The sequence below is a fragment of the Pseudosulfitobacter sp. SM2401 genome (assembly GCF_042932805.1).
Lineage (GTDB): Bacteria > Pseudomonadota > Alphaproteobacteria > Rhodobacterales > Rhodobacteraceae > Ascidiaceihabitans.
Map to the genome: position 1 here is coordinate 14067 of NZ_CP170633.1, position 18265 is coordinate 32331.

20 protein-coding genes are annotated in these 18265 nt (G+C 53.8%); 12 read left to right on the forward strand and 8 right to left on the reverse strand.

Annotated features, from left to right (window positions below):
* The first annotated feature begins 8 nt into the window (after positions 1-8).
* The 4 genes from ACFIO0_RS00075 (at position 9) to ACFIO0_RS00090 (ending at position 3458) form a co-directional block, all read left to right on the forward strand.
* Positions 9-995 (forward strand): sterol desaturase family protein, encoded by a 987-nt coding sequence (locus ACFIO0_RS00075; protein ID WP_390912425.1) that lies wholly within the window; start codon positions 9-11, stop codon positions 993-995.
* The gene (locus ACFIO0_RS00080; RefSeq protein ID WP_390912427.1) at positions 996-1778 is read left to right on the forward strand and encodes a 3-methyl-2-oxobutanoate hydroxymethyltransferase; all 783 of its coding nucleotides are present in this window, start codon (positions 996-998) and stop codon (positions 1776-1778) included.
* Positions 1775-3043: an FAD-dependent oxidoreductase gene (locus ACFIO0_RS00085; protein ID WP_390912428.1), complete on the forward strand. Its 1269-nt coding sequence runs from the start codon at positions 1775-1777 to the stop codon at positions 3041-3043. The genes ACFIO0_RS00080 and ACFIO0_RS00085 overlap by 4 nt, the downstream gene beginning before the upstream one ends.
* A 226-nt stretch (positions 3044-3269) precedes the next feature.
* Positions 3270-3458: a lysozyme inhibitor LprI family protein gene (locus ACFIO0_RS00090; RefSeq protein ID WP_390915380.1), complete on the forward strand. Its 189-nt coding sequence runs from the start codon at positions 3270-3272 to the stop codon at positions 3456-3458.
* 436 nt (positions 3459-3894) lie between these two features.
* On the opposite strand, the gene ACFIO0_RS00095 is transcribed toward ACFIO0_RS00090, so the two are convergent.
* From ACFIO0_RS00095 to ACFIO0_RS00115, 5 genes are all read right to left on the reverse strand, one after another.
* Positions 3895-4830 carry a radical SAM protein gene (locus tag ACFIO0_RS00095; RefSeq protein WP_390912430.1) on the reverse strand — a complete coding sequence of 312 codons (936 nt, stop codon included), beginning with the start codon at positions 4828-4830 and terminating at the stop codon, positions 3895-3897.
* Between the two features lie 16 nt (positions 4831-4846).
* Positions 4847-5161 (reverse strand): hypothetical protein, encoded by a 315-nt coding sequence (locus ACFIO0_RS00100; RefSeq protein WP_390912432.1) that lies wholly within the window; start codon positions 5159-5161, stop codon positions 4847-4849.
* Positions 5162-5281: 120 nt separating this feature from the next.
* On the reverse strand, positions 5282-5608 hold the full coding sequence (locus ACFIO0_RS00105; protein WP_390912434.1) for a hypothetical protein: 327 nt from the start codon (positions 5606-5608) through the stop codon (positions 5282-5284).
* 35 nt (positions 5609-5643) lie between these two features.
* Positions 5644-6759 carry a hypothetical protein gene (locus tag ACFIO0_RS00110; protein WP_390912435.1) on the reverse strand — a complete coding sequence of 372 codons (1116 nt, stop codon included), beginning with the start codon at positions 6757-6759 and terminating at the stop codon, positions 5644-5646.
* A 10-nt stretch (positions 6760-6769) separates the two neighbouring features.
* Entirely contained in the window at positions 6770-7054 is a 285-nt protein-coding gene (locus ACFIO0_RS00115; protein WP_390912437.1) for a hypothetical protein, read from the reverse strand.
* Between the two features lie 317 nt (positions 7055-7371).
* Here ACFIO0_RS00115 and ACFIO0_RS00120 point away from each other — a divergent pair, with 317 nt between their 5' ends.
* From ACFIO0_RS00120 to ACFIO0_RS00130, 3 genes are read left to right on the forward strand one after another with little or no spacing between them, the layout of a single operon-like run.
* On the forward strand, positions 7372-8268 hold the full coding sequence (locus tag ACFIO0_RS00120) for a YcaO-like family protein (RefSeq protein ID WP_390912439.1): 897 nt from the start codon (positions 7372-7374) through the stop codon (positions 8266-8268).
* Positions 8269-8291: 23 nt separating this feature from the next.
* Positions 8292-9734 (forward strand): hypothetical protein, encoded by a 1443-nt coding sequence (locus ACFIO0_RS00125; protein WP_390912441.1) that lies wholly within the window; start codon positions 8292-8294, stop codon positions 9732-9734.
* A 16-nt stretch (positions 9735-9750) separates the two neighbouring features.
* The gene (locus ACFIO0_RS00130) at positions 9751-10455 is read left to right on the forward strand and encodes a hypothetical protein (RefSeq protein ID WP_390912443.1); all 705 of its coding nucleotides are present in this window, start codon (positions 9751-9753) and stop codon (positions 10453-10455) included.
* On the opposite strand, the gene ACFIO0_RS00135 is transcribed toward ACFIO0_RS00130, so the two are convergent.
* Together ACFIO0_RS00135 and ACFIO0_RS00140 are read right to left on the reverse strand one after the other, a co-directional pair.
* Entirely contained in the window at positions 10396-12327 is a 1932-nt protein-coding gene (locus ACFIO0_RS00135; RefSeq protein ID WP_390912445.1) for a BTAD domain-containing putative transcriptional regulator, read from the reverse strand. The two genes, ACFIO0_RS00130 and ACFIO0_RS00135, sit on opposite strands and share 60 nt — an antisense overlap.
* Positions 12328-12603: 276 nt before the next feature.
* The gene (locus ACFIO0_RS00140; RefSeq protein WP_390912447.1) at positions 12604-12972 is read right to left on the reverse strand and encodes a hypothetical protein; all 369 of its coding nucleotides are present in this window, start codon (positions 12970-12972) and stop codon (positions 12604-12606) included.
* A 304-nt stretch (positions 12973-13276) separates the two neighbouring features.
* Between ACFIO0_RS00140 and ACFIO0_RS00145 the strand changes: the two genes are divergently transcribed.
* Together ACFIO0_RS00145 and ACFIO0_RS00150 are read left to right on the forward strand one after the other, a co-directional pair.
* On the forward strand, positions 13277-14233 hold the full coding sequence (locus ACFIO0_RS00145; RefSeq protein WP_390912448.1) for a GNAT family N-acetyltransferase: 957 nt from the start codon (positions 13277-13279) through the stop codon (positions 14231-14233).
* Entirely contained in the window at positions 14233-15123 is an 891-nt protein-coding gene (locus ACFIO0_RS00150) for an EamA family transporter (RefSeq protein WP_390912450.1), read from the forward strand. Before ACFIO0_RS00145 ends, ACFIO0_RS00150 begins: the two co-directional genes overlap by 1 nt.
* Before the next feature lie 100 nt (positions 15124-15223).
* Here ACFIO0_RS00150 and ACFIO0_RS00155 read toward each other — a convergent pair whose 3' ends face one another.
* Positions 15224-15628 carry an Rrf2 family transcriptional regulator gene (locus ACFIO0_RS00155; protein ID WP_390912452.1) on the reverse strand — a complete coding sequence of 135 codons (405 nt, stop codon included), beginning with the start codon at positions 15626-15628 and terminating at the stop codon, positions 15224-15226.
* 174 nt (positions 15629-15802) lie between these two features.
* Here ACFIO0_RS00155 and ACFIO0_RS00160 point away from each other — a divergent pair, with 174 nt between their 5' ends.
* The 3 genes from ACFIO0_RS00160 to ACFIO0_RS00170 are packed head-to-tail and all read left to right on the forward strand — an operon-like array spanning position 15803 to position 18233.
* Positions 15803-16018 (forward strand): DUF6525 family protein, encoded by a 216-nt coding sequence (locus tag ACFIO0_RS00160; protein ID WP_390912454.1) that lies wholly within the window; start codon positions 15803-15805, stop codon positions 16016-16018.
* 11 nt (positions 16019-16029) lie between these two features.
* A complete protein-coding gene (locus ACFIO0_RS00165) occupies positions 16030-17553 on the forward strand; it encodes an ABC transporter substrate-binding protein (protein ID WP_390912456.1) in 1524 nt (507 codons plus the stop codon).
* Positions 17550-18233, forward strand: coding sequence for an ATP-binding cassette domain-containing protein (locus ACFIO0_RS00170; protein WP_390912458.1), 684 nt, complete (start codon positions 17550-17552; stop codon positions 18231-18233). The genes ACFIO0_RS00165 and ACFIO0_RS00170 overlap by 4 nt, the downstream gene beginning before the upstream one ends.
* Positions 18234-18265 lie beyond the last annotated feature (32 nt).

The following is an 18265-nucleotide window of genomic DNA, read 5'->3' on the forward strand; positions in this document are numbered from 1 at the left end:
GGTTCACCATGTCTGACGCCCCCCTCAAAGGTTGGAACCACACACCGGACGTTCCGTTGCAGGTTTCGCCGCTCTTTAGTTGGCCCCCACGCCCGATGGCATTTTTGGCCTGGGTCTGGAATTCGTGGTTTTTTATCACTGAGCGACTGATCATCGTCGCGATTGCCTGCATTTCGTTCTACGGGTTCCAACCACCATTGGCGGAAACGCAAACGCTTGCGATTGGTTGGATCGCAGAGATGTTCATCCGCAATGTGGTGTTGATGACCCTCGTGGCAGGGGGACTGCATCTGTACTTCTATACCTTCACCAAGCAAGGGCAGGCGCTGAAATATGACCCGCGTCCGCTGATGAAAAACGGGCGGCAATTCACGCTGGGTGGGCAGATCCGCGACAATATGTTTTGGACGATAACCAGCGGCGTGACCGTTTGGACAGCCTACGAAGTGCTGATGTTCTGGGCCATGGCCAACGGATATGCGCCAATGCTGACATGGGCTGCGAACCCCATCTGGTTTATCGCCCTGTTTCTACTGATCCCCGTCTGGGAGAGCTTTTATTTCTACTGGATCCACCGGCTCCTGCACATTCCGTTCTTCTACAAACACGTGCACGCGCTGCACCACCGCAACATCAACGTCGGGCCTTGGTCGGGCATGGCGATGCACCCGGTGGAACACTTGATCTTCCTTGGGTCCGTGCTGATCCACTTTGTCGTGGCCGCACACCCGATCCACATTCTGTTTCACCTGCAATATTACGCCCTGACCGCCGCCACGACGCACACCGGGTTCGAAGGCATGCTCGTCAAGGACAAGAACCGCCTAAAGCTGGGCACGTTCCACCACCAGATGCACCACCGCTATTTCGAGTGTAACTACGGATCGCTAGAGCTACCGTGGGACAAATGGTTCGGATCGTTCCACGATGGCACTGTGCACTCTGATGCCAAAATTCGCGAACGGCGCAAAAAACTCACGAACGGAGCCAAGTAAATGGGCGGTATGACGATCAAAGACTTGCGCGAGGCCAAAGGCAAACGCACCATCACTTATGTGCAGGTCGCATCCGAGGAGGAGGCAATTGCCGCCTCTGTCGCAGGCATGGATATGATCGGGACCGCCTTTGTGCCCGAACGTGCGCACTGGGCCAGCGCGGTGCCCGATACGCATTTCCAATACGGTTTGCCGTGGGGCAAACACGCGTCCGACATAGAGGCTCTGCGCGATGCCATGAACGCAATGATGGCAGGCGCGCAATCCGTCTATTGCGGCTATAGCCCGCGCATCGTTGAGGCTTTGGCCCGTGAAGGCGTCCCGGTGATCTGCCATGTCGGGCTCGTGCCGCCCAAGGCCACGTGGACTGGCGGGTTCAAGGCCGTCGGTAAAACCACGGAACAGGCCCAGATGGTTTGGCAACAGGTGCAAGAGTTCGAGGCGGCGGGTGCTTTTGCCGTCGAGATGGAGGTCGTTGCAGCGCAATTGGCCACCGAAATTACCGAACGCACGTCCATGCTGACGATTTCGCTGGGCTCCGGTGGTGGATGCGATGCCCAATATCTTTTTTCTGCGGATTTGTTGGGGGAAAACCGTGGCCACATTCCACGCCACGCGAAAACCTACCGTAACTTTGCCGCCGAGCGCGACAAAATGCAGGCAGATCGCATTGCTGCATATGGCGAATATATCGCCGACGTGCGCGACGGGACGTTCCCAGACGTGGCACAAAGTGTCGCGATGAACGCCGATCTTACCGCTGTATTTGTCGACAAATCGTGACTGATCCGGTTGATTCCACCCTTTCGACGGTCGTCATCGGGGCGGGACAGGCCGGATTTGAAGTTTGCGCCAAACTGCGCGAGCTTGGGATGACAGGTCCGATCACTTTGATCGGTTCAGAACAGCACGCGCCCTATCAACGCCCGCCGCTATCCAAGGCGTATCTACTTGGTAAAATGGAACTTGCGCGACTGTTTTTGCGTCCGTTACCGTTTTATGACGACATGGATATCACGCTAAAGCTGGGGTGTGATTGTGTTGCAATTGATCGCGAGGCCAAGACGGTCGTTTTAGGTGATGGAACGCGTGTTGGTTATGACAGATTGGTGCTGGCGACCGGGGCTTCGCCAATCCAGCTGCCCGATGCCATCGGGGGCGGTTTGGGTCGGGTGCATTGCATGCGCTCGCTTGCCGACGCCGATGCGTTGGCTACGAGATTTGTACCGGGCCAGCATGCATTGATCATCGGAGGCGGATACATCGGGCTTGAAGCTGCCGCCGTTGGCGCGGCGCTGGGCATGAAAGTCACGCTGGTCGAAGCATCGACGCGCATTTTAAAACGGGTCGCCGCAACAGAAACTGCCCGCTATTTTCGCGACCTTCACAAAAGCCACGGCGTCGACATCCGCGAGGGGGTGACAGTTATGCGGTTGACCGGCGACACGTCGGTGACGGGTGCTGAACTGTCCGATGGCAGCGTTCTGGACGTTGACGTGGTTGTCGTCGGTATCGGCGTGCGCCCCAATATCGACTTGGCAAAGGCGGCAGGACTTGAGATCGAGAACGGCATCAAGGTCGACGCGGCTTGCATCACCAGTGATCCCGCAATTTTGGCGGTCGGTGATTGCGCCTCTTTCCCGCACGCGGGCGGGCGCATACGTTTGGAAAGCGTGGGAAACGCTATAGATCAGGCGCGCGCGGCGGCGGAAGCGATCACCGGCGCGCAAACGCAGTATACTGTAAAACCGTGGTTCTGGTCGGACCAGTACGACGTGAAGTTACAAATTGTTGGCCTGTCGCAAGGGTATGACCGTGTCGTGGCGCGAGCGTGCGACGATGGGAGGGCATCATATTGGTATTATGCCGCGGATCAGTTAATTGCCGTCGACGCGATGAATGACCCGCGCGCGTATATGGTGGCTAAACGATTGATTGATAATGGGAAAAGCGTTGATCCCAACCTGGTATCAGACCCCAATGTTGATGTGCGGTCTTTGCTGCAAAGGGTGCGAATGGACGGTTTTCACGCCGCTTTGCTTCATTAAGCAAGTCTGTGCCAGTGCCAAAAAAACGAGGGTATTGGAGCGAACTTTATCACAGCAATTTGTCACATCTGACTGACGATGACGGGAAAAGTAATGAAAGTAGTTTTGAGCGCGTTTGTATTTTCAGGTCTTGTGTCTGGTGCTCTTGCCGGTGACACGAATTGCGGAAGCGTCGGCAATCAGAACTCCATGACTCTGTGCGCTGGGCAGGACCATGACGCTGCGGATGGTGCAACGCAAGTGGATTGCTTATCGGGATGCTCAGTGCGCATTTGCCAGCGCCGGGACGCAAGGGGGCAGTGTGCACCCATACGTTCTCTTGACTTGTCTTGCTGAACTAACCCGCATGCAGACCCGGATGCTAAAGCGCCAGTTAGAATGTGTTGAAGGTGACCTATCTTGCGGCGGTCAATGAATGCCGCGTCTTGGCCCTACTTTTGCTTGCTCTGGCAGTGCAGGCAGACCGTTTGGCCGATCTGCTGTCGGTCGTGATCTTGCTCATTCCACCTACTTTGACTGATGCACCGCTTTTGCGTCCCACGGCGAAAGCTCCTTAAACCTGCGTTTGTTGAAACTTATCCAAAGGTCGACGTCGAGCTTCGCCTATTGCCCGCTAGTACAGCCATGCTTTTGACACCGATCCCAAGCCCTTGATCCACTCTGCGCGGCCTAAAAGTGTTTGCCCAGGGATGCTAAAAACGTGGCCTCAATTTGGGCAGTAGGTAAAGCATGGCCTGCGTAAATGGCATCGATAGGCAAGGACCACTGGATGCATCACTAAGTACGACAGAAGTGATTACCTTCATGAATTTATCTGCAGATGCGTTTGAGTCGGTCTGACAGCTCCAGCGCTAGGCTTGCTTGGCAACGTTTGCGAATTCTCGGTAAAACGTGCAGGCTGCAAGGCGTTTGCAAGCGTCCAGCGCGCAATCTACAGCTGCCGCTGTTTGGTCATTCAGACGGCAGTTGACCACAGGGTCGCTGACGTGCCCTAGCGCGAATGTGTTTGAAACATCGTAAGAATAGGGCACCAACCAGCCGTCGTCCCGGATAACGATGGGGCTGATCAGTCGCCCATTTTGTGCAGGGGGCTGCGTGTTCAACATGGCACCAGACACTGCGTCACAATGAAACTGGACGTTAGGGTACAGTTTGCTGAACACCTCGGCAATCAGGATCAAGCGCATCAGGGCTTCTTGTGGAAGTTCTGCGCCAATGATGTCCACCGACTGCGACGCCCGCCCAACGGCCGCGATCGGATGCAACTGGATTTGCTGAATTCCGTGTGCAATCAGATCGTCAACTACTTGCGGTAAATGCGGCAAAGATTGTTGTGTGACGGAAACCACCGCGCCAGTCGACTGCCCGTCGTCAAGCAATGTAGAAAGGGCAGTGAGTGCGCGTTTGAACGCACCTTCCTTTTGTCGGATTGTGTCGTGCAGATGTTGCGGACCATCGATGCTGATGGACGCGTGTTGCACATGCCCGGCTTGCATTGTGCGCAATAGACGGTGTGGATGGGTTCCATTGCTGATGACGGATGTTTGATACCCCTGCGCAGTCAATCCTTCGGCCAGTGCCTCGAATTCCGCGTATAAAACCGGCTCGCCCCCCGAAAGAGAAGCGAGCCGGTATCCTTCGTCTGCAAGTCGCGCCGTGGTCGATAAAATCGTGTTCACTGGTAAGCCGTTGCGGACATCGGGAGAAGACGAAGAATAGCAATGCAGACAAGTGTAATTGCAAAACCGCGATGGGTGAATTTGGACAATTGGGTGACGTGTCAGCATGTTGATGGCTCTCAATTCAAAGGGAGTGGGTCACGCGCAGGCGGGATTGGTTTTGAATGAGAATCCCTTCTGGAAAAATCTCGATCTTGCGAATTTTGCCAAGACGATCATCCATAAAGTCGGACAAATCGAAGTCCGGCAAACCGGAATCGTAGCGATGTTCGATGCACATACCAAGGGTGCAAATGTCGTAATCAATGATGGGAAAGCGCGCTTCGCTCATGGCTTTCGCGATCTCGCTTAACCGATTTTTGGGCAGGGGTTTGCTCGCCAACGTTAGGGTCAGCGCCTTTAGCAGGTCATCGTGTGTCGGTGTGTTTTGGTCTGTCATTGAAGTGTTCCTTTTGGTGGATCGGAAAATAAATTCAGGCTTTGGGTGGGCGGGAACTTTGTCATCCTTCAGGTGTCTTTGCAGGGTATGTGGATGTTCCAGCGTCGCTTGTTCGTTGTGCTAATGCGCTTCGCTGACGTCCAGTTCGCACAGGATGTCGCCCTGCCACAAAATCAGCACTTTGGTGTATTGGCCTGAATTGGCTGGTCCTTCAAAGCGCGCATCATGGTACTGGAATGCCTGTGTGCCGATACCACCTGTATTGCGGATTGATAGATCCAGTTCCAAGGTGCTGCTGGAGGTGCGGGGGGCCGCATTCGGACTGAGATGGGGCAGATCAGCGCTGCTTTTTGTCTCGACCTCACCTGTGACGATGATCTTGAAGGGACCGGGACGCTGCAGGTTGACCCAAGCGGAAAAGTCGCGGATTGGGGGTGGGTTTTTCATGAAGAAATCTCCTAATTTTGAGGGATGTATCGGCTTTAAAATGAAAGCCTGAGGTTCAGGGTTACCCCGTCGACGTCTTGCATCGTCAAGCGGTCTTTGCCCTTCTCGTAGAGCAATTCAAGCGAGGTGCGGTTGTCCTTTGACAGGCCTAATCTTGCCGCAGCATCGTATTTGACAGCCGTTACGCTGTTCGAAAAATCATGGTAGGCACTGACCCCGGCTGACAGGCGTAACCCGTGATCACCGACGCTAGAAAAGGTGTATCCCGCACCAAGATCAAAACCGGCCCATGCATGTTCAGTGCCGCTGACCAGCCCCGAATTGCCGCCTTTTTGCACGGTCAAATAGTTGACCTGAGCCCCGAACGACCAGTCGAAGGACCGTTTTCCAAAGTCACCTTGCAGGCCGTTCAACCGGCTTTCGAAATGATATGGTTTCCAGCTTGCCGTTAAACCATAGACTTCTGCGTCACCCTGAAAATCTGTGCGAAAATATGGCGCGATCGAAAATTCTTGCAGATCAAAAACCCCACCAAAGACCTGGAATTGACCAAGCACACCAAAGGACAAATCGCTTGTTCCCGTGGCTGTAGAGTCGCCTGTCCCGTTGAACGAAATGTACGGTGCGAGGGCAAATGCAGATAGCGCTGCACCTGTCGGCTCTTCTGTGGCTCCTGCCAGCAGGCAACGATTGGATGCACCTTTTGGCACCCAGGCCAATGCGCCCGCAACTTTCCAATCCGTCTGACCGCTCAGCCGATCATGCGAAAGAGAAAAGAGCGCGCCATTCTTTGAGGGTAAAACTGCGTCTGGGCTGTTGAGCGACAGTTGCGTAACGTTTTCTTGCAACACAAACTGCGACCCAGTTTTGCAGCGTTCTGCAAGGCGAAGGTAGTAGGGACCCTCGGCAAGTTCATTCACAGGGATGCTATCGGCTTCTCCGCTCAGAAAGGTGCCAAGCCGCGAGGTTTGAGGCGCGGAAAGGTCTGCCGCCAAATCTTTGAGGGCTTCGATCTCTGGGCCGCGCTCAATGAACCCGTCGTTGTTAAAATCGCGTTTCTTGATCTCTGACAGAGGCAGCGCGGTTGCGTGTGTCGCGATCATGGTCGCGGCAAAAGTGCTGGCGAGACCAGCGTTGAAAAATCGATTCATTGAAATGTTCCTAACCGAAATGAATGAGCCAACCGCGAGAATTGTAATCTTCGATGACAGCAGTCAGCAGATCCTCGACGCTTGGTTTTGAGACGACCTCACCGGGTGCCAGAAACACCCCGTCAGCGACAAAGCCCGGTAGGGCGTTCAGAACGTTCAAATATGCTGAAAGCGTCGTAGCGCCGGGCCCGATGTGGGTCGCAACCTTATGATTATGGGCGACTTTCTTGCCGCTGGTTTGCTTCAACCTTTGAAACACCCGATCACGGATGGTGAAGTAACTTTGCTTTGCCATTTCTTTTTTCCCCTAATTTTGTCAGGCTAAATTTCATAGCCTTGTGTCGTGAAAGCATCTTGGGAATGAAGCGTAACTGCGGCGTGTGATTTTTGCGTGACGCAGAATTTCGGGCAGTATTTTCTGAAGGAATTCAGGGCGATTTTCTTATTTTTTACCTGTGCAGATTTGGAATCTTCGGGTTGACTGGGGATCACACCGCAAAGGGAAGGCCAGTTGGGACATGACCAGATCACAGGAAAATCACAGCTCACTGGCAATGTGCATGTGAACGCGCCAGTGATCTTGATCGATAACACCAAAGGAACCGCCTAATTATGCACGAGACAGGGCACGAAAAGCAGCTGATTTCCTATTGGGAACAAGACTGTTGGGATTGGCGCGAGTCCATTTTTGCACCACATATTTGTATTATCGAAGCTGTGACGTTGGTCGGCAAAACTGCAAGCGGTCTGGGCAATACACGTGACGATGCGCTGCAACGATGCCTGAGTGAAACTGCAGAAATTATGGCGCGCCGTGCCCTGTCCAGCGAGCCGTCAAAACGCGTATCTGTCGGGCAAACGGGTATCGCGGCGCATGTCGATCCAGAATACGCGCAACTTAATGCGCTTTACGAAGCCCACGAACGGGTTGCCATCTGGCAGTGGTGGTTGGGGCAGGGGAGCGCTCGGAAAATTCCGGATGGATGGTTGCTGCTGCATGGCTTTACCGGCTGGCTTGATCAAAAACGCGCAACAGCCGAGATAAAACGCGTGACTGCGCTTTGGTCTCTGACAACAACATCTGACATTCATACGGTGGTCTGCAAGTCCGAATACCCCAATGGGCAAGATCCGATATTGGGGTTCGGGTCTTCGGCCTGCGTGGTTGACGCGGCCCGTAAGGCACTGCGTGAAACCTTGTTGATGGAGCTTAACCTAATGGAGGTCCTGGCTGTTCGCAGCGGATATTCGACGCGCGACGTCAGCACGATTGAGGCCAAGATCAAAAACTATGCGCTGCGATGTCCCGCAATATTGCCACAAGACGAGGTATCCTTGCGTAAACAAGCGTTGGGAAACATGCGCCTTAAAGAGGTTGTGAGCAAGGCGGTGTGTTCACCGAAATTTCGCGACATCACACCACCTGACCAGTATCGGGTCGTCTGGCAATGCTGCATCGAAGGGACGTCGCAGCTGCATGCCAATGGCCCCGCAGCCCCTTTTATGTAGCTATTTATAGAAAGAAAAACCCAATGTCAGATACAAATAAACGTCAAAAGATATTTGAAGCATTTGAGATGTCTGCCGCGGGGTGTTGTTCAAACAAGTATGCCAAACCGTTCGGGCTTCAACTTGACGGCGACATGGCAAAACGGGTTCTAGATCCACCGCAAAACGGCGATGGCGGCGGGGGGCAGGTCGGCCTTCCTGAATTTGATCTTTCCAGTCGGGATTGGCGCGATGCGTGCTTGCAGAGCAAGATGGAGGTGCCTGCCGGATACACCTATTTTGGTCAGCTCATTGGCCACGACCTTGGTCATAGTGTTCCGCTTGCGCAAGTCCCGCACACCGAACGTCCGCGGGATGTGCAAATGGCTGCGCAAACCGATTTTGAACCAACCCGATACAACATCATCGAAAACCCGCTGACCTTGGGGACACTTTATGGCGCTGGGCCAGTAACGCTGCATCATCTGTTTGATCCCAAAACTTACCTGTTCCGTATCAAACGCCGCAATGTGATGACCCATGCCCATGTCGGTGGGGATGCCAGCGTGCGCGCGTTATATGACAGCCGCAACCGCGACACCCATGTTCTGCATCGGCTGACTGCGATTTTAATGAAATTTCATAATCAAGTGGCGCGCCGCGCTTACTTGGCGCTTGAATCCGATGGTCAGTCGCCAAAAAACCGCAAAGAGACAAGCTATGTTCTGGCGCGAGCACATGTTTTGGAAGTTTGGCACCATTTGATCGTCACGGACTTCCTTCCTCAATTTGTCCATCCGGATGTTATGGCTTTGTCCACGGCGGACCTTGAAAGCTATCCTTTGCTGGGTGAAACCAGCCTTTTGCATGGGGTGATGCGGGCGTTTCATGCGCTGCCGCGACGGAAATACAAATTCCCCGAGCTGCGCAAATTGAGTGAATTGTTGTTGGCCTCGCCAGAGGATGATGAACGGATCATAAGCGGCTGGCCGTTGGATTGGTCGTTGTTTTTTGATGGTCAGGCTGGCGGTACAAAGACAGGTGTCTGCGCCAGTTTTTCGCCCAAATTCGCTCCGGTGAACGGGATTTCCATTGCCCAACTTGATCTTGCAACAGCGCGCATTACCGGCGCACTAAAACTGCAAAGCACTGCGGTGGCAGGCATCCGTTCACAAATGCCGCCTGAGTGGAGTAATCGCCTGTCAGCTGCAGTCTTGGCACAGGAATTTACCAGCAAACATGCCAGTGCTTTTGATTGGTCGGTAGATGCCGCTGACATAAGAAAAGCGCCGTTGTTTCTTATCCTGATGATAGAAGCGCAGCTTTATGGCGACAAAGGTGGCTTTGGCCACTTGGGCAGCATCATGCTGCGGCGCACGGTGATGCACGCGATTGGCCAAGTGCGCTTTACCAGCCCTGCGTATGTGGTCGCAGATTTACCGCGGCCGAATTCGATGCTCGAACTCATTTCAATGACAGACCAATAAAGTAAAGGACTTTACCATGGATACCTATACCATCGTCGGACGCAAGATCGACCAAGGCAAGACACGATATCTTCATTCAGACGGATCAATCGATCAAAATCCAAATAATAATGGTGCAGCGGGCACCGCGTTGACGGTCGAATTTATCGGCAAAAAGATTATCGAACTGTCACAAAATGCACATCTCGAACGGGGGTCGCCGGAATATCTGAAAGTCACTGAGCAGCTGAGAAATGCACTGGTGGTCAAAGGCCCCTTCAATCACGACCCCAACGATCCAAAGCTTGAGGAATTGTTGGACAACGTAACGGTTGAACTGAAGTACGATGAGCGCACGCCATTGGACAAAAACGTGCGAACATTGGTGATCCCGGCCAAGGATACACTGGCGTACCGCGAGACATTTTTCAAAGAAAAAGATCAGATTCCGGGGTACGAGCCACCGCTGACTTACGAACTCGATCGGTTGATGATGAGGCTTTACTTCAATCGTTTGATCAAAGAGCTAGTGACCGAATTTACCGGTACTGACGGGCAGCCGTTGTCGCAGGCTGATCAGAATAAAATGGCCGAAGACGTCGACAAAAAGCTAGGCAGCTATGATGAATTACTTGCTGACGCCGAGGATGAAACTGAACTAAGCATGGTGAGGATTCTCGCGTCACCTGTTGCAGCTTTCCACCGTGCGATCGGCATCTATATCACCGAAATGTGCGATTGATTGGCCCTGAAAAGCAATTTGATTGAGCGTTTGCCGTAAATCTTCACGCACGGCTTCGTTTCGCAACGGAAAACATGAAACATACCAATCGATCACGCTGCGTGGTGTTGCTGCGTGATCGCCATACCACGTCGCGCTGATTTCTTTGAAATAGTCGCCGAAACGGCAGTTTGCCGCGTCGGTGTCTCCCAATTTTATCAGAGCTGCACTGTGCCATCCGCCCACAGTCGACATCAGGCCATCACCTCCAACGCAGTAGCGCACTGTGTCTTCATAAGCGCCCACAAGATATCCCGCCGCTGCGAGGTAAATCTGGTGAAACGGCTCCATTGCCTGAGGCAATCGGGACAAATCCGTGATCATCTCTTTTGTGCGTGCAGCGTTGTCACAAAACGCAAACCCGAGTGCCGAAGATGCAATCGTGTGGGCGTTTTGCGGGTTCAGCAAAAGCGATTGCTCAAAGTGGAATTCGGCAAGGTCGAATTCTGATTTATGACAGTAACACCACGCCAGCACGCGGTGTGCACGGGTGTCCATAGCATCGGCTGAAACCGCCTCTAGCGCGTGGTTCAATGCCATGTCTTTAAGGTGATTGGCCTGAAATGTTCCTGGCCTCAGGACATGGCGAATGTTGTAGATACCGGCAAGTTCCGCATGTGCGGGGCCAAAGTCCGGAACTTCCTGAGTGATCCCGCGCAACAACACCACAGCCTTTTCTTCGTCGGTTTTGGTCCAGGTGCCTTTAAGGGCCAAAGACTGTAACCAGCGGTCATACAGCGCGGCGCGGTTGTCCACACTTTGCCTGTCCGCCACGACAACACGCAGCGCATTGCCGATATTCAGCACCAGCAGGCGCACTTTGCCGGACCAGTCGTTGTGTGGGTCATCGATCAGCTCTGACCAGAGCAATTCGCGACGTTCGGTGTGGATGACCTCGACGGACAGGCGGTATTTGCCATCGATTGAAAACAGCTTGAGATGAATCGATAGAAAATCGTTGCCCATTGGTTTGGAGCCGACAACTTGCCACTCGCGAAAGCGGCTGAGCACGCTGCGTAAATCACTGACCAAGACGGACTGAAAACTTGCATCGCGTCGGCTGAGTCTGAGGTTTTCAACTTCTTCCACAACCAACGTTACCTTTTGGCGCGCAGGTTTGGCGGGGTTGCTTGCCCTGGCCCCTTCAGGGTCAAGTTTGATGGCTGCCAGCAGCTCCATCGTGGCGGTTTCGGGCTCTTGATCAAATTCTTCGTCTAGCGCTACGTAAAGGCGATTATAAAGTTCGATCGCGCGCTTTGCCGATTGGGCTCGCCAATGGTGCAGCATCAACCAACGGGTGCCAATTTCATTGTTGGGATCGATGTCGATAAGAAATTCGGCAGCACTGAGAGCGCCGTCACCTGTGCCCGTTTCAACAGCGTGCTCTAAAGTTGCGCGGAACTTGGAAATCGCGCGATCACGGGTAATTGCAAGCCAGCCGTCAAAGGTGTCGGATATCCCAATCAACAAATCCAGATGTTCCAGAAACGAAGTGATCGTTCGCGACGCTTTGACGAACTGTGTTTGGTTTTGCAGTCCGGTCGCAAGATCACTCAATAAGCACCACTCACGCGGTAAATCTGTGGAAATGCAGCCATTGCCGGTCAGAAGGGGCAGTGTGTCGGCAGCGTCCGAAGTTTGGCGTAAATGCCGCACAGTTTGGCGGAGCGACGCGTATGATTTCCCTGATTTTGATTCTTGCCAAAGCAGATCAATGATCAACTCGTTGCGTCGTTCTCGGCCGGGTGCCAAAAGCAGGTACATCGCCAATGCGCGTGCCTTTTTCAGCTTAAGTGCCGCCAAAAAGCGCCCTATTTCCTCGTAATTAGGCATTTAAAAACTATGAAGGTTAGCTTTCGACTTTGCAATCTAAGTTTCTTTTCATCGTCATAGGGTGAAAAGAGAGATCGTGACTCCGGTTTCTTTTTTGATGACATTCGTATTCAAGTTTAGGCTATTCAATTTGAATAGAAACTGCCCGATCCCACGATATTGGATTATGAGCGGCTTTATCGCACAAAAATGTGTTCGATCCTGATCGTGCGCCAAATGGGTTAAGGCAACACCTGTCGGCGGCCTTATCTTTGCTGAAATGAAGACGTACACGCATTATCCAAGATGTGTAGAAGTGTATGACCCTTGGAAAGGGGGCGTCGCATTTCCCATACCCAGGTCAGTTGAACAGGATAGGCCTGTGTAGGTTTGAAAGGGCAAAAGGCGGCCCTTATCCACACAAAGAACGGGCAAGCTGTAGTGTTGGGCAAGCAGCATGCTACCTGCACCAGTCCCGCAACCTAAGTCGGCAATACGTGAGTTCTCGGGGGTATTTGGAAGCCTACGCAGTATGCTTTTGGTAAAAGCACCGTCGCCGGGGCCTTGGCGCTCAATGTCACCATAAAAGAGTGTCATTGCTTCGCGCATCGTCATTTCATCAGTATTCATTTGAAGTCTTTCAGTAAAAACAAAAATAGCGACCATTGGAACACTCCAAGGCCGTCAATCACTTGCAACACTGCGTTTTCGCATCGTGTTGCTAGGTTCCTACATTCTCCAACATTTAATGCTCCTTATCGTTTTGAGCTTCTGTCATGCTTTGAGTGCTATGAACGAAAAGGAACAGCAACAATGGCCGTGCCGCCGACCTGACCCGCTAATTCTTACCGCGATAATCCGACCAAGCCCGTCAGAGGTCGGTTGTGAGCAAAGACTCACAGATTTTTGCGCTGCGGCTAATGTCCGGTGAAACTAGACAGGTTCAGAACTTTAGTTGTAAAGTACAACTATGAATCAGATACTCAACACACCTCGCATCGACAAAATGCGCGCTGCTTCACGACATATCGTGCGCGAGCTTGGCTTTATGCAGAAGGGATTGGCTGGCACTGAGCTATCCCCATCAGCGGTGCATACGATCATCGAACTTGGATATGGCACTGTGACCAATGCAAGCGACCTCGGCGCGCTTTTGCATCTGGAAAAATCTAGTGTCAGTCGCCTTATTCAAAAGCTGCAAAATGAAGGTCTGATTGAAGTGGGGCCGGACCCCAGTGACAAGCGATTCCGCGTTCTTTCGTTGACGCAGGATGGGCAAAGCCTGCTGGGCGATGTCGAAAGATTCGCGCGGGGGCAACTTCGTTCCGCCTTGGATGTGCTGTCGGCAACCGACGTGTCTCAAATTGAAACGGGTCTCATCTTGTTTGCAAAATCGCTGAGTGCAAAAGGCGCGCGTGTAACGGGCGCTCTGCCGGAAGTCGAAGTGAAGGAGGGTTACCGTTCGGGCATCATCGGTTCAGTGGCGCAGCTGCACGCCTCATTTTACTCGAAATACTATGGGTTTGGCGCTGTTTTCGAGCGGAAAGTCGCATCTGAAATGTCAGAATTTATGGGACGCATCGACAATTCAGGAAACGCATCATTTTCCGCTTACGTGGGCAACGAACTTCTGGGGTCCGTTTCTCTTGATGGCGAGGACTTGCGCGATCGCGCTAGTCATCTGCGGTGGTTCATAGTCAGCCCCAAAGCGCAGGGTATGGGTATCGGGAGCCTTCTGATCGGCAAGGCTACGGCCTTTTTGGACGACAACGCCTTTGATCGAACGCGCCTGTGGACGTTCAAAGGATTGGATGCCGCACGACATCTTTACGAAAAGCACGGCTTTACTCTTGCCCATGAGACACCGGGCACGCAGTGGGGAACAGAAGTTATCGAGCAAGAATTCGTGCGGCATCGCGGGGAGTAGTGAAGAGATTTCTTCCTTACGTTGCTGCGTCTTTTACCGGCATACAGGTTGGCGCAGCACTTGTTGCAAGTGAAGTTGTTGTCAGTACAACTGGAGCCGCAGGACTAGGGTTCTTGCGATACCTGATCGCCAGCATAGTGTTGGTCCCTTTCTGGATTGCCAGCCAAAAGCCACGCATCAAATGTAGTGACATCTGGCCGATTTCGTTTATTGGCATTGGGCAATTCGGTCTTCTCATTGCGATGCTGAACATCGCGGTCCTGCTCGCATCGTCCGCGCGTGTGTCGTTCATTTTCGCAACGCTGCCTCTAGCAACTCTCGCTTTCGAGCGTGCCGTTTTTCACATGCACATCAGCAAAACAGAAACGTTTGCCATTCTACTGTCATTGCTTGGCATTGGTGTGCTTCTTGGGACTGATCTTTACGCATCAGCGACAGGACCATTTGAAGTTTTGGGTCTTTTGGCGGCACTGGTAGCGACACTGACGGGCGCAGTTTGTTCAGTATACCTCCGGCCTTACGTTCAGAAGTATGGTGGGGCTCAAGTCAGCTTGCTTGCGATGCTGGCATCCCTCGTTCCACTAGGCGCATTCGCAGCTTGGGAACCACAAGGGCTTTCGATGGAAGGCTGGACCCACATCACGGCTCTTCTCGTGGTCGGGATTGGTTTATCCAGTGGAGCTAGCTTCTGGTGCTGGCTTTATGCGCTATCACGTATCCCAGTGGGTCATGTGACAGCGTTCCTTGGGCTTAGTCCTGTGACGGCCACCATTCTGTCAATCACATTCAAGCAGGATGCGGTGACAATCTCGGTGATCACCGCCTTAGGTTTCATACTTACAGCACTTCTCGTTTTAGTCTTTGCGAAAGAAACCAAACCGCCTGCATAACCGAATAGCAGACCTTCATAGGTCAGCATCGGACAGCAGGAAAGTCCCGCGTCTGGATCATTTAACTCTGCTTGGGCGAACGGCTGCTTTGGCCCATTGGTCAAGATCCACGCACCTCAGAGATTGAGGTTTCGCCAAGGCGTTGGACCAAGCTTTGTTCGATGTCTTCCAGCACTCCAGCGACCCGCTTGTGCAACGCATGTTCCACCGAACAAGACGGCGCGTCATTGTTGCCGTCGCTGGCAACTAGCCGTTCATCCAGCGCAAGGTAGACATCAGCAAGTGTGATCTGTTCTGGCACCCGCGCCAGCCGCCAGCCACCTGCGTGCCCTTTCTCAGAGGTCAGTAATCCTGCTTCGCGAAGCCGCCCTAACACACGCCGGACCACCACCGGGTTTGTACCTGCGTGTTCCGCAATATCGGCAGAGGTGCGCGTTTTGTCAGGATCACCCGCCATGTGACTGAGGGTGTGAAGGGCCAGAGACAGGCGGCTATTTCGCTTCAATGTGGTTCTCCGCGTATTTTCGACTTCACGTAACATTATGTGTTGCGTGCATCCAGTAACTTCATTAGTTGCGTGAATGTATTCTTCCAATTTCTGGCGAACAAGATGTCTGCACACAACAAGCGCAATCTGGGGCAAACAAGCCTTCGCAGCAAGCGTCGCAATGCGAATCCTATGCAAACCTATGATGCTTTGCCCGCACCGTTGCGCCATTGGCTTGGTCAAGCGGCCCTTCCTTGGTCGCCCACATCTGCGCGGCGCATCTGGCAAAAGGCGCATGCCAACGGCCAAAGCATCGAAGAAACGCTGTCGTCGCTGTCAAAAGCCGAAGCCAAAACGCTGTCGCGCGACAGCTACGCTTCTCAAATCAATAATAACTCCCAAGCCTAAAGGAACGATTTATGTCTTTTATAACAAGACTTACCCTTGCGACCCTCTTGGCGCTCAGCCCGGTTTTGCCCGCGTCGGCCCAAGACGCAAGCCTCACCATTTCTGTTGGCTTTGGCCCAACAGCAGCGGTGCCAGATCCACGGGCGGGCTATAACGGTTGGATGTCGAACCAGACCGGGGTGACGGAAACCCTGATGGGTATTGATTATGCGCTGAAGCTCTACCCCCGTTTGGCCGAAGACATTGAACAGGCGTCTGCGACCACGTGGCGTGTCACATTGCGCGACGGCCTGATGTTCCATGATGGGTCGCCCGTAACGGCACAAGCGGTGGTGGATGCGATTGCGCCGATCTCAGACGCAGACCACGCGGGGTATAATGCGCGCACCGCAAACCTTCTTGATCTGGCGTCTATGTCGACGGATGGCAGCCGTGTTGTTGTGTTTGAAACAAACAGCCCCAACGCTGCTTTCCCTTGGACCTTGTCGGACCCGGGCATTGCCGTTCTGGGCACAGCGTCCGAAGCGTTCCCGATCAACGCAACAGGCCCTTACGTTTTCAAAGAAGCCATTCCTGAGCAGCTTTACCGTGTTGAGGCCAATGCGGACTATCGCCTTGGCACACCGGGCCTAGAAGAAGTGCGCGTGGTGGGTATTCCTGATCCGGGCGCATCGACTTTGGCCTTTGAAGCTGGCGAAGTCGACATGGTGATCAACTATCCCGAGACGGACTTTGCCCGGATTCAGGAAACCGGCGCTGTTGGATACACGGCCCCGACCGCGCGGCTTTATTTCTACACGATGAACGCGGCGAATGGTCCGATGGCGAACCCGTTGATCCGGCGCGCCGTGTCAGTTGCCATCGACCGCGACGGCATTGTGCAAGCAGCCCTTTCGGGTGTTGGCGGCGTGCCCGCGGGTACGGTTTATCCCGCCGGAATGGGCTGGGCGGCAGACATCGCGCCGGTCTATGATCCGGCCTTGGCAGAGGAGTTGCTGGCAAAGGCCGGTGCTGTGAAAGAAGGCAGCACATGGATGCTGGATGGCGCACCTTTAGAAATTGACATCGTGACCTATTCGTCCCGCGCGGCATTGCCCACGACCGCCGTATTGACCCAAGCATTCCTGCAAGCCATTGGCGTCAAAGCAAATGTGCGCGTCGGCGAATACGGTGCAAGCAACGATGCGATTGCGGATGGCACAGCCGACATGTTCTTGCAGGCATGGGTGACAACGCCGCAAGGTGACCCCGGTGCGGTATTGGAAGCCTTGCTGAAATCCACAGGTGGTTCAAACGCCGGCGGCTACAACAACCCCGAACTGGATCAATTGCTGGCCGATGGACGCACCACGTTTGATCAAGACGGGCGTGCGGCGATTTATGACCGTGTGCAGGAAATCATCGCGGCAGACGCAGCCATGATCCCGGTCTTTCACGTCAGCCAAACCAATGTCGCGCGCGCAGGCTTGACGGGCTATGCCGTTCATCCGACAGAGACGTATTGGATCACACATGAGACTGCTTTGACGGAATGACGATACACGCAATCGGCCTGAGCGCGATCCGTTCAGGCCGCACCATTCTCTATCCCACAAATGTGGACATCAAGCCCGGGATGCGCGTCGGGCTTGTTGGTGCATCCGGGTCAGGCAAATCAACGCTTGGTCATGAACTGATCGACGCGCTGCGGACGCAGGGCCAAAGCGTTTCCCATGTGCCACAAAGCCCGGATGAGGCGCTTGATCCTCTGCGCTCCATGGCGTTTCATTGGCGCGAGGCCGAACGTGCGTTGCATGTCACGCCGGATGCGACACGCCAGCAACAGCTGTTCACAGCACTTCGGATCGAAGGCAGCAATTTGCGCAAACGCCCGTGGGCCTGGAGCCGGGGCATGCAGCAGCGCTTTGTCATCGCCATGGCCTTGATCGGGACACCGGACCTGCTGGTGATGGATGAGCCGACCTCGGCCTTGGACCCGGTCGTCGCGGCAGGCACGATGGATTTGCTGGATGCCTATCTGGCGGATAGGCCCACGGCGCTTTTGCTGATCACCCATGACCTTGGCCTTGCTGCCCGCCGCGTCACACGACTGATGGTTATGGATGCAGGCCACATTGTCGAAGACGCCCCAATAGAACGTTTTCTATCCGCACCTGAAACACCAGCGGCCAAGTCGCTGTGCGCGCATCGCAACTGGCTTGAACTGCCATGTTGAACGTCGATGCAATATCCGTCCGTCGAGGGCCC

Coding starts and splice junctions, on each gene's coding strand:
- ACFIO0_RS00115 (WP_390912437.1), bottom strand. CDS start 7,054: ATGGCAAAGCAAAGTTACTTCACCATCCGTGATCGGGTGTTTCAAAGG.
- ACFIO0_RS00100 (WP_390912432.1), bottom strand. CDS start 5,161: ATGACAGACCAAAACACACCGACACACGATGACCTGCTAAAGGCGCTG.
- ACFIO0_RS00165 (WP_390912456.1), top strand. CDS start 16,030: ATGTCTTTTATAACAAGACTTACCCTTGCGACCCTCTTGGCGCTCAGC.
- ACFIO0_RS00110 (WP_390912435.1), bottom strand. CDS start 6,759: ATGAATCGATTTTTCAACGCTGGTCTCGCCAGCACTTTTGCCGCGACC.
- ACFIO0_RS00090 (WP_390915380.1), top strand. CDS start 3,270: ATGGTGCAACGCAAGTGGATTGCTTATCGGGATGCTCAGTGCGCATTT.
- ACFIO0_RS00125 (WP_390912441.1), top strand. CDS start 8,292: ATGTCAGATACAAATAAACGTCAAAAGATATTTGAAGCATTTGAGATG.
- ACFIO0_RS00130 (WP_390912443.1), top strand. CDS start 9,751: ATGGATACCTATACCATCGTCGGACGCAAGATCGACCAAGGCAAGACA.
- ACFIO0_RS00095 (WP_390912430.1), bottom strand. CDS start 4,830: ATGCTGACACGTCACCCAATTGTCCAAATTCACCCATCGCGGTTTTGC.
- ACFIO0_RS00170 (WP_390912458.1), top strand. CDS start 17,550: ATGACGATACACGCAATCGGCCTGAGCGCGATCCGTTCAGGCCGCACC.
- ACFIO0_RS00160 (WP_390912454.1), top strand. CDS start 15,803: ATGCAAACCTATGATGCTTTGCCCGCACCGTTGCGCCATTGGCTTGGT.
- ACFIO0_RS00105 (WP_390912434.1), bottom strand. CDS start 5,608: ATGAAAAACCCACCCCCAATCCGCGACTTTTCCGCTTGGGTCAACCTG.
- ACFIO0_RS00075 (WP_390912425.1), top strand. CDS start 9: ATGTCTGACGCCCCCCTCAAAGGTTGGAACCACACACCGGACGTTCCG.
- ACFIO0_RS00080 (WP_390912427.1), top strand. CDS start 996: ATGGGCGGTATGACGATCAAAGACTTGCGCGAGGCCAAAGGCAAACGC.
- ACFIO0_RS00145 (WP_390912448.1), top strand. CDS start 13,277: ATGAATCAGATACTCAACACACCTCGCATCGACAAAATGCGCGCTGCT.
- ACFIO0_RS00135 (WP_390912445.1), bottom strand. CDS start 12,327: ATGCCTAATTACGAGGAAATAGGGCGCTTTTTGGCGGCACTTAAGCTG.
- ACFIO0_RS00140 (WP_390912447.1), bottom strand. CDS start 12,972: ATGGTCGCTATTTTTGTTTTTACTGAAAGACTTCAAATGAATACTGAT.
- ACFIO0_RS00120 (WP_390912439.1), top strand. CDS start 7,372: ATGCACGAGACAGGGCACGAAAAGCAGCTGATTTCCTATTGGGAACAA.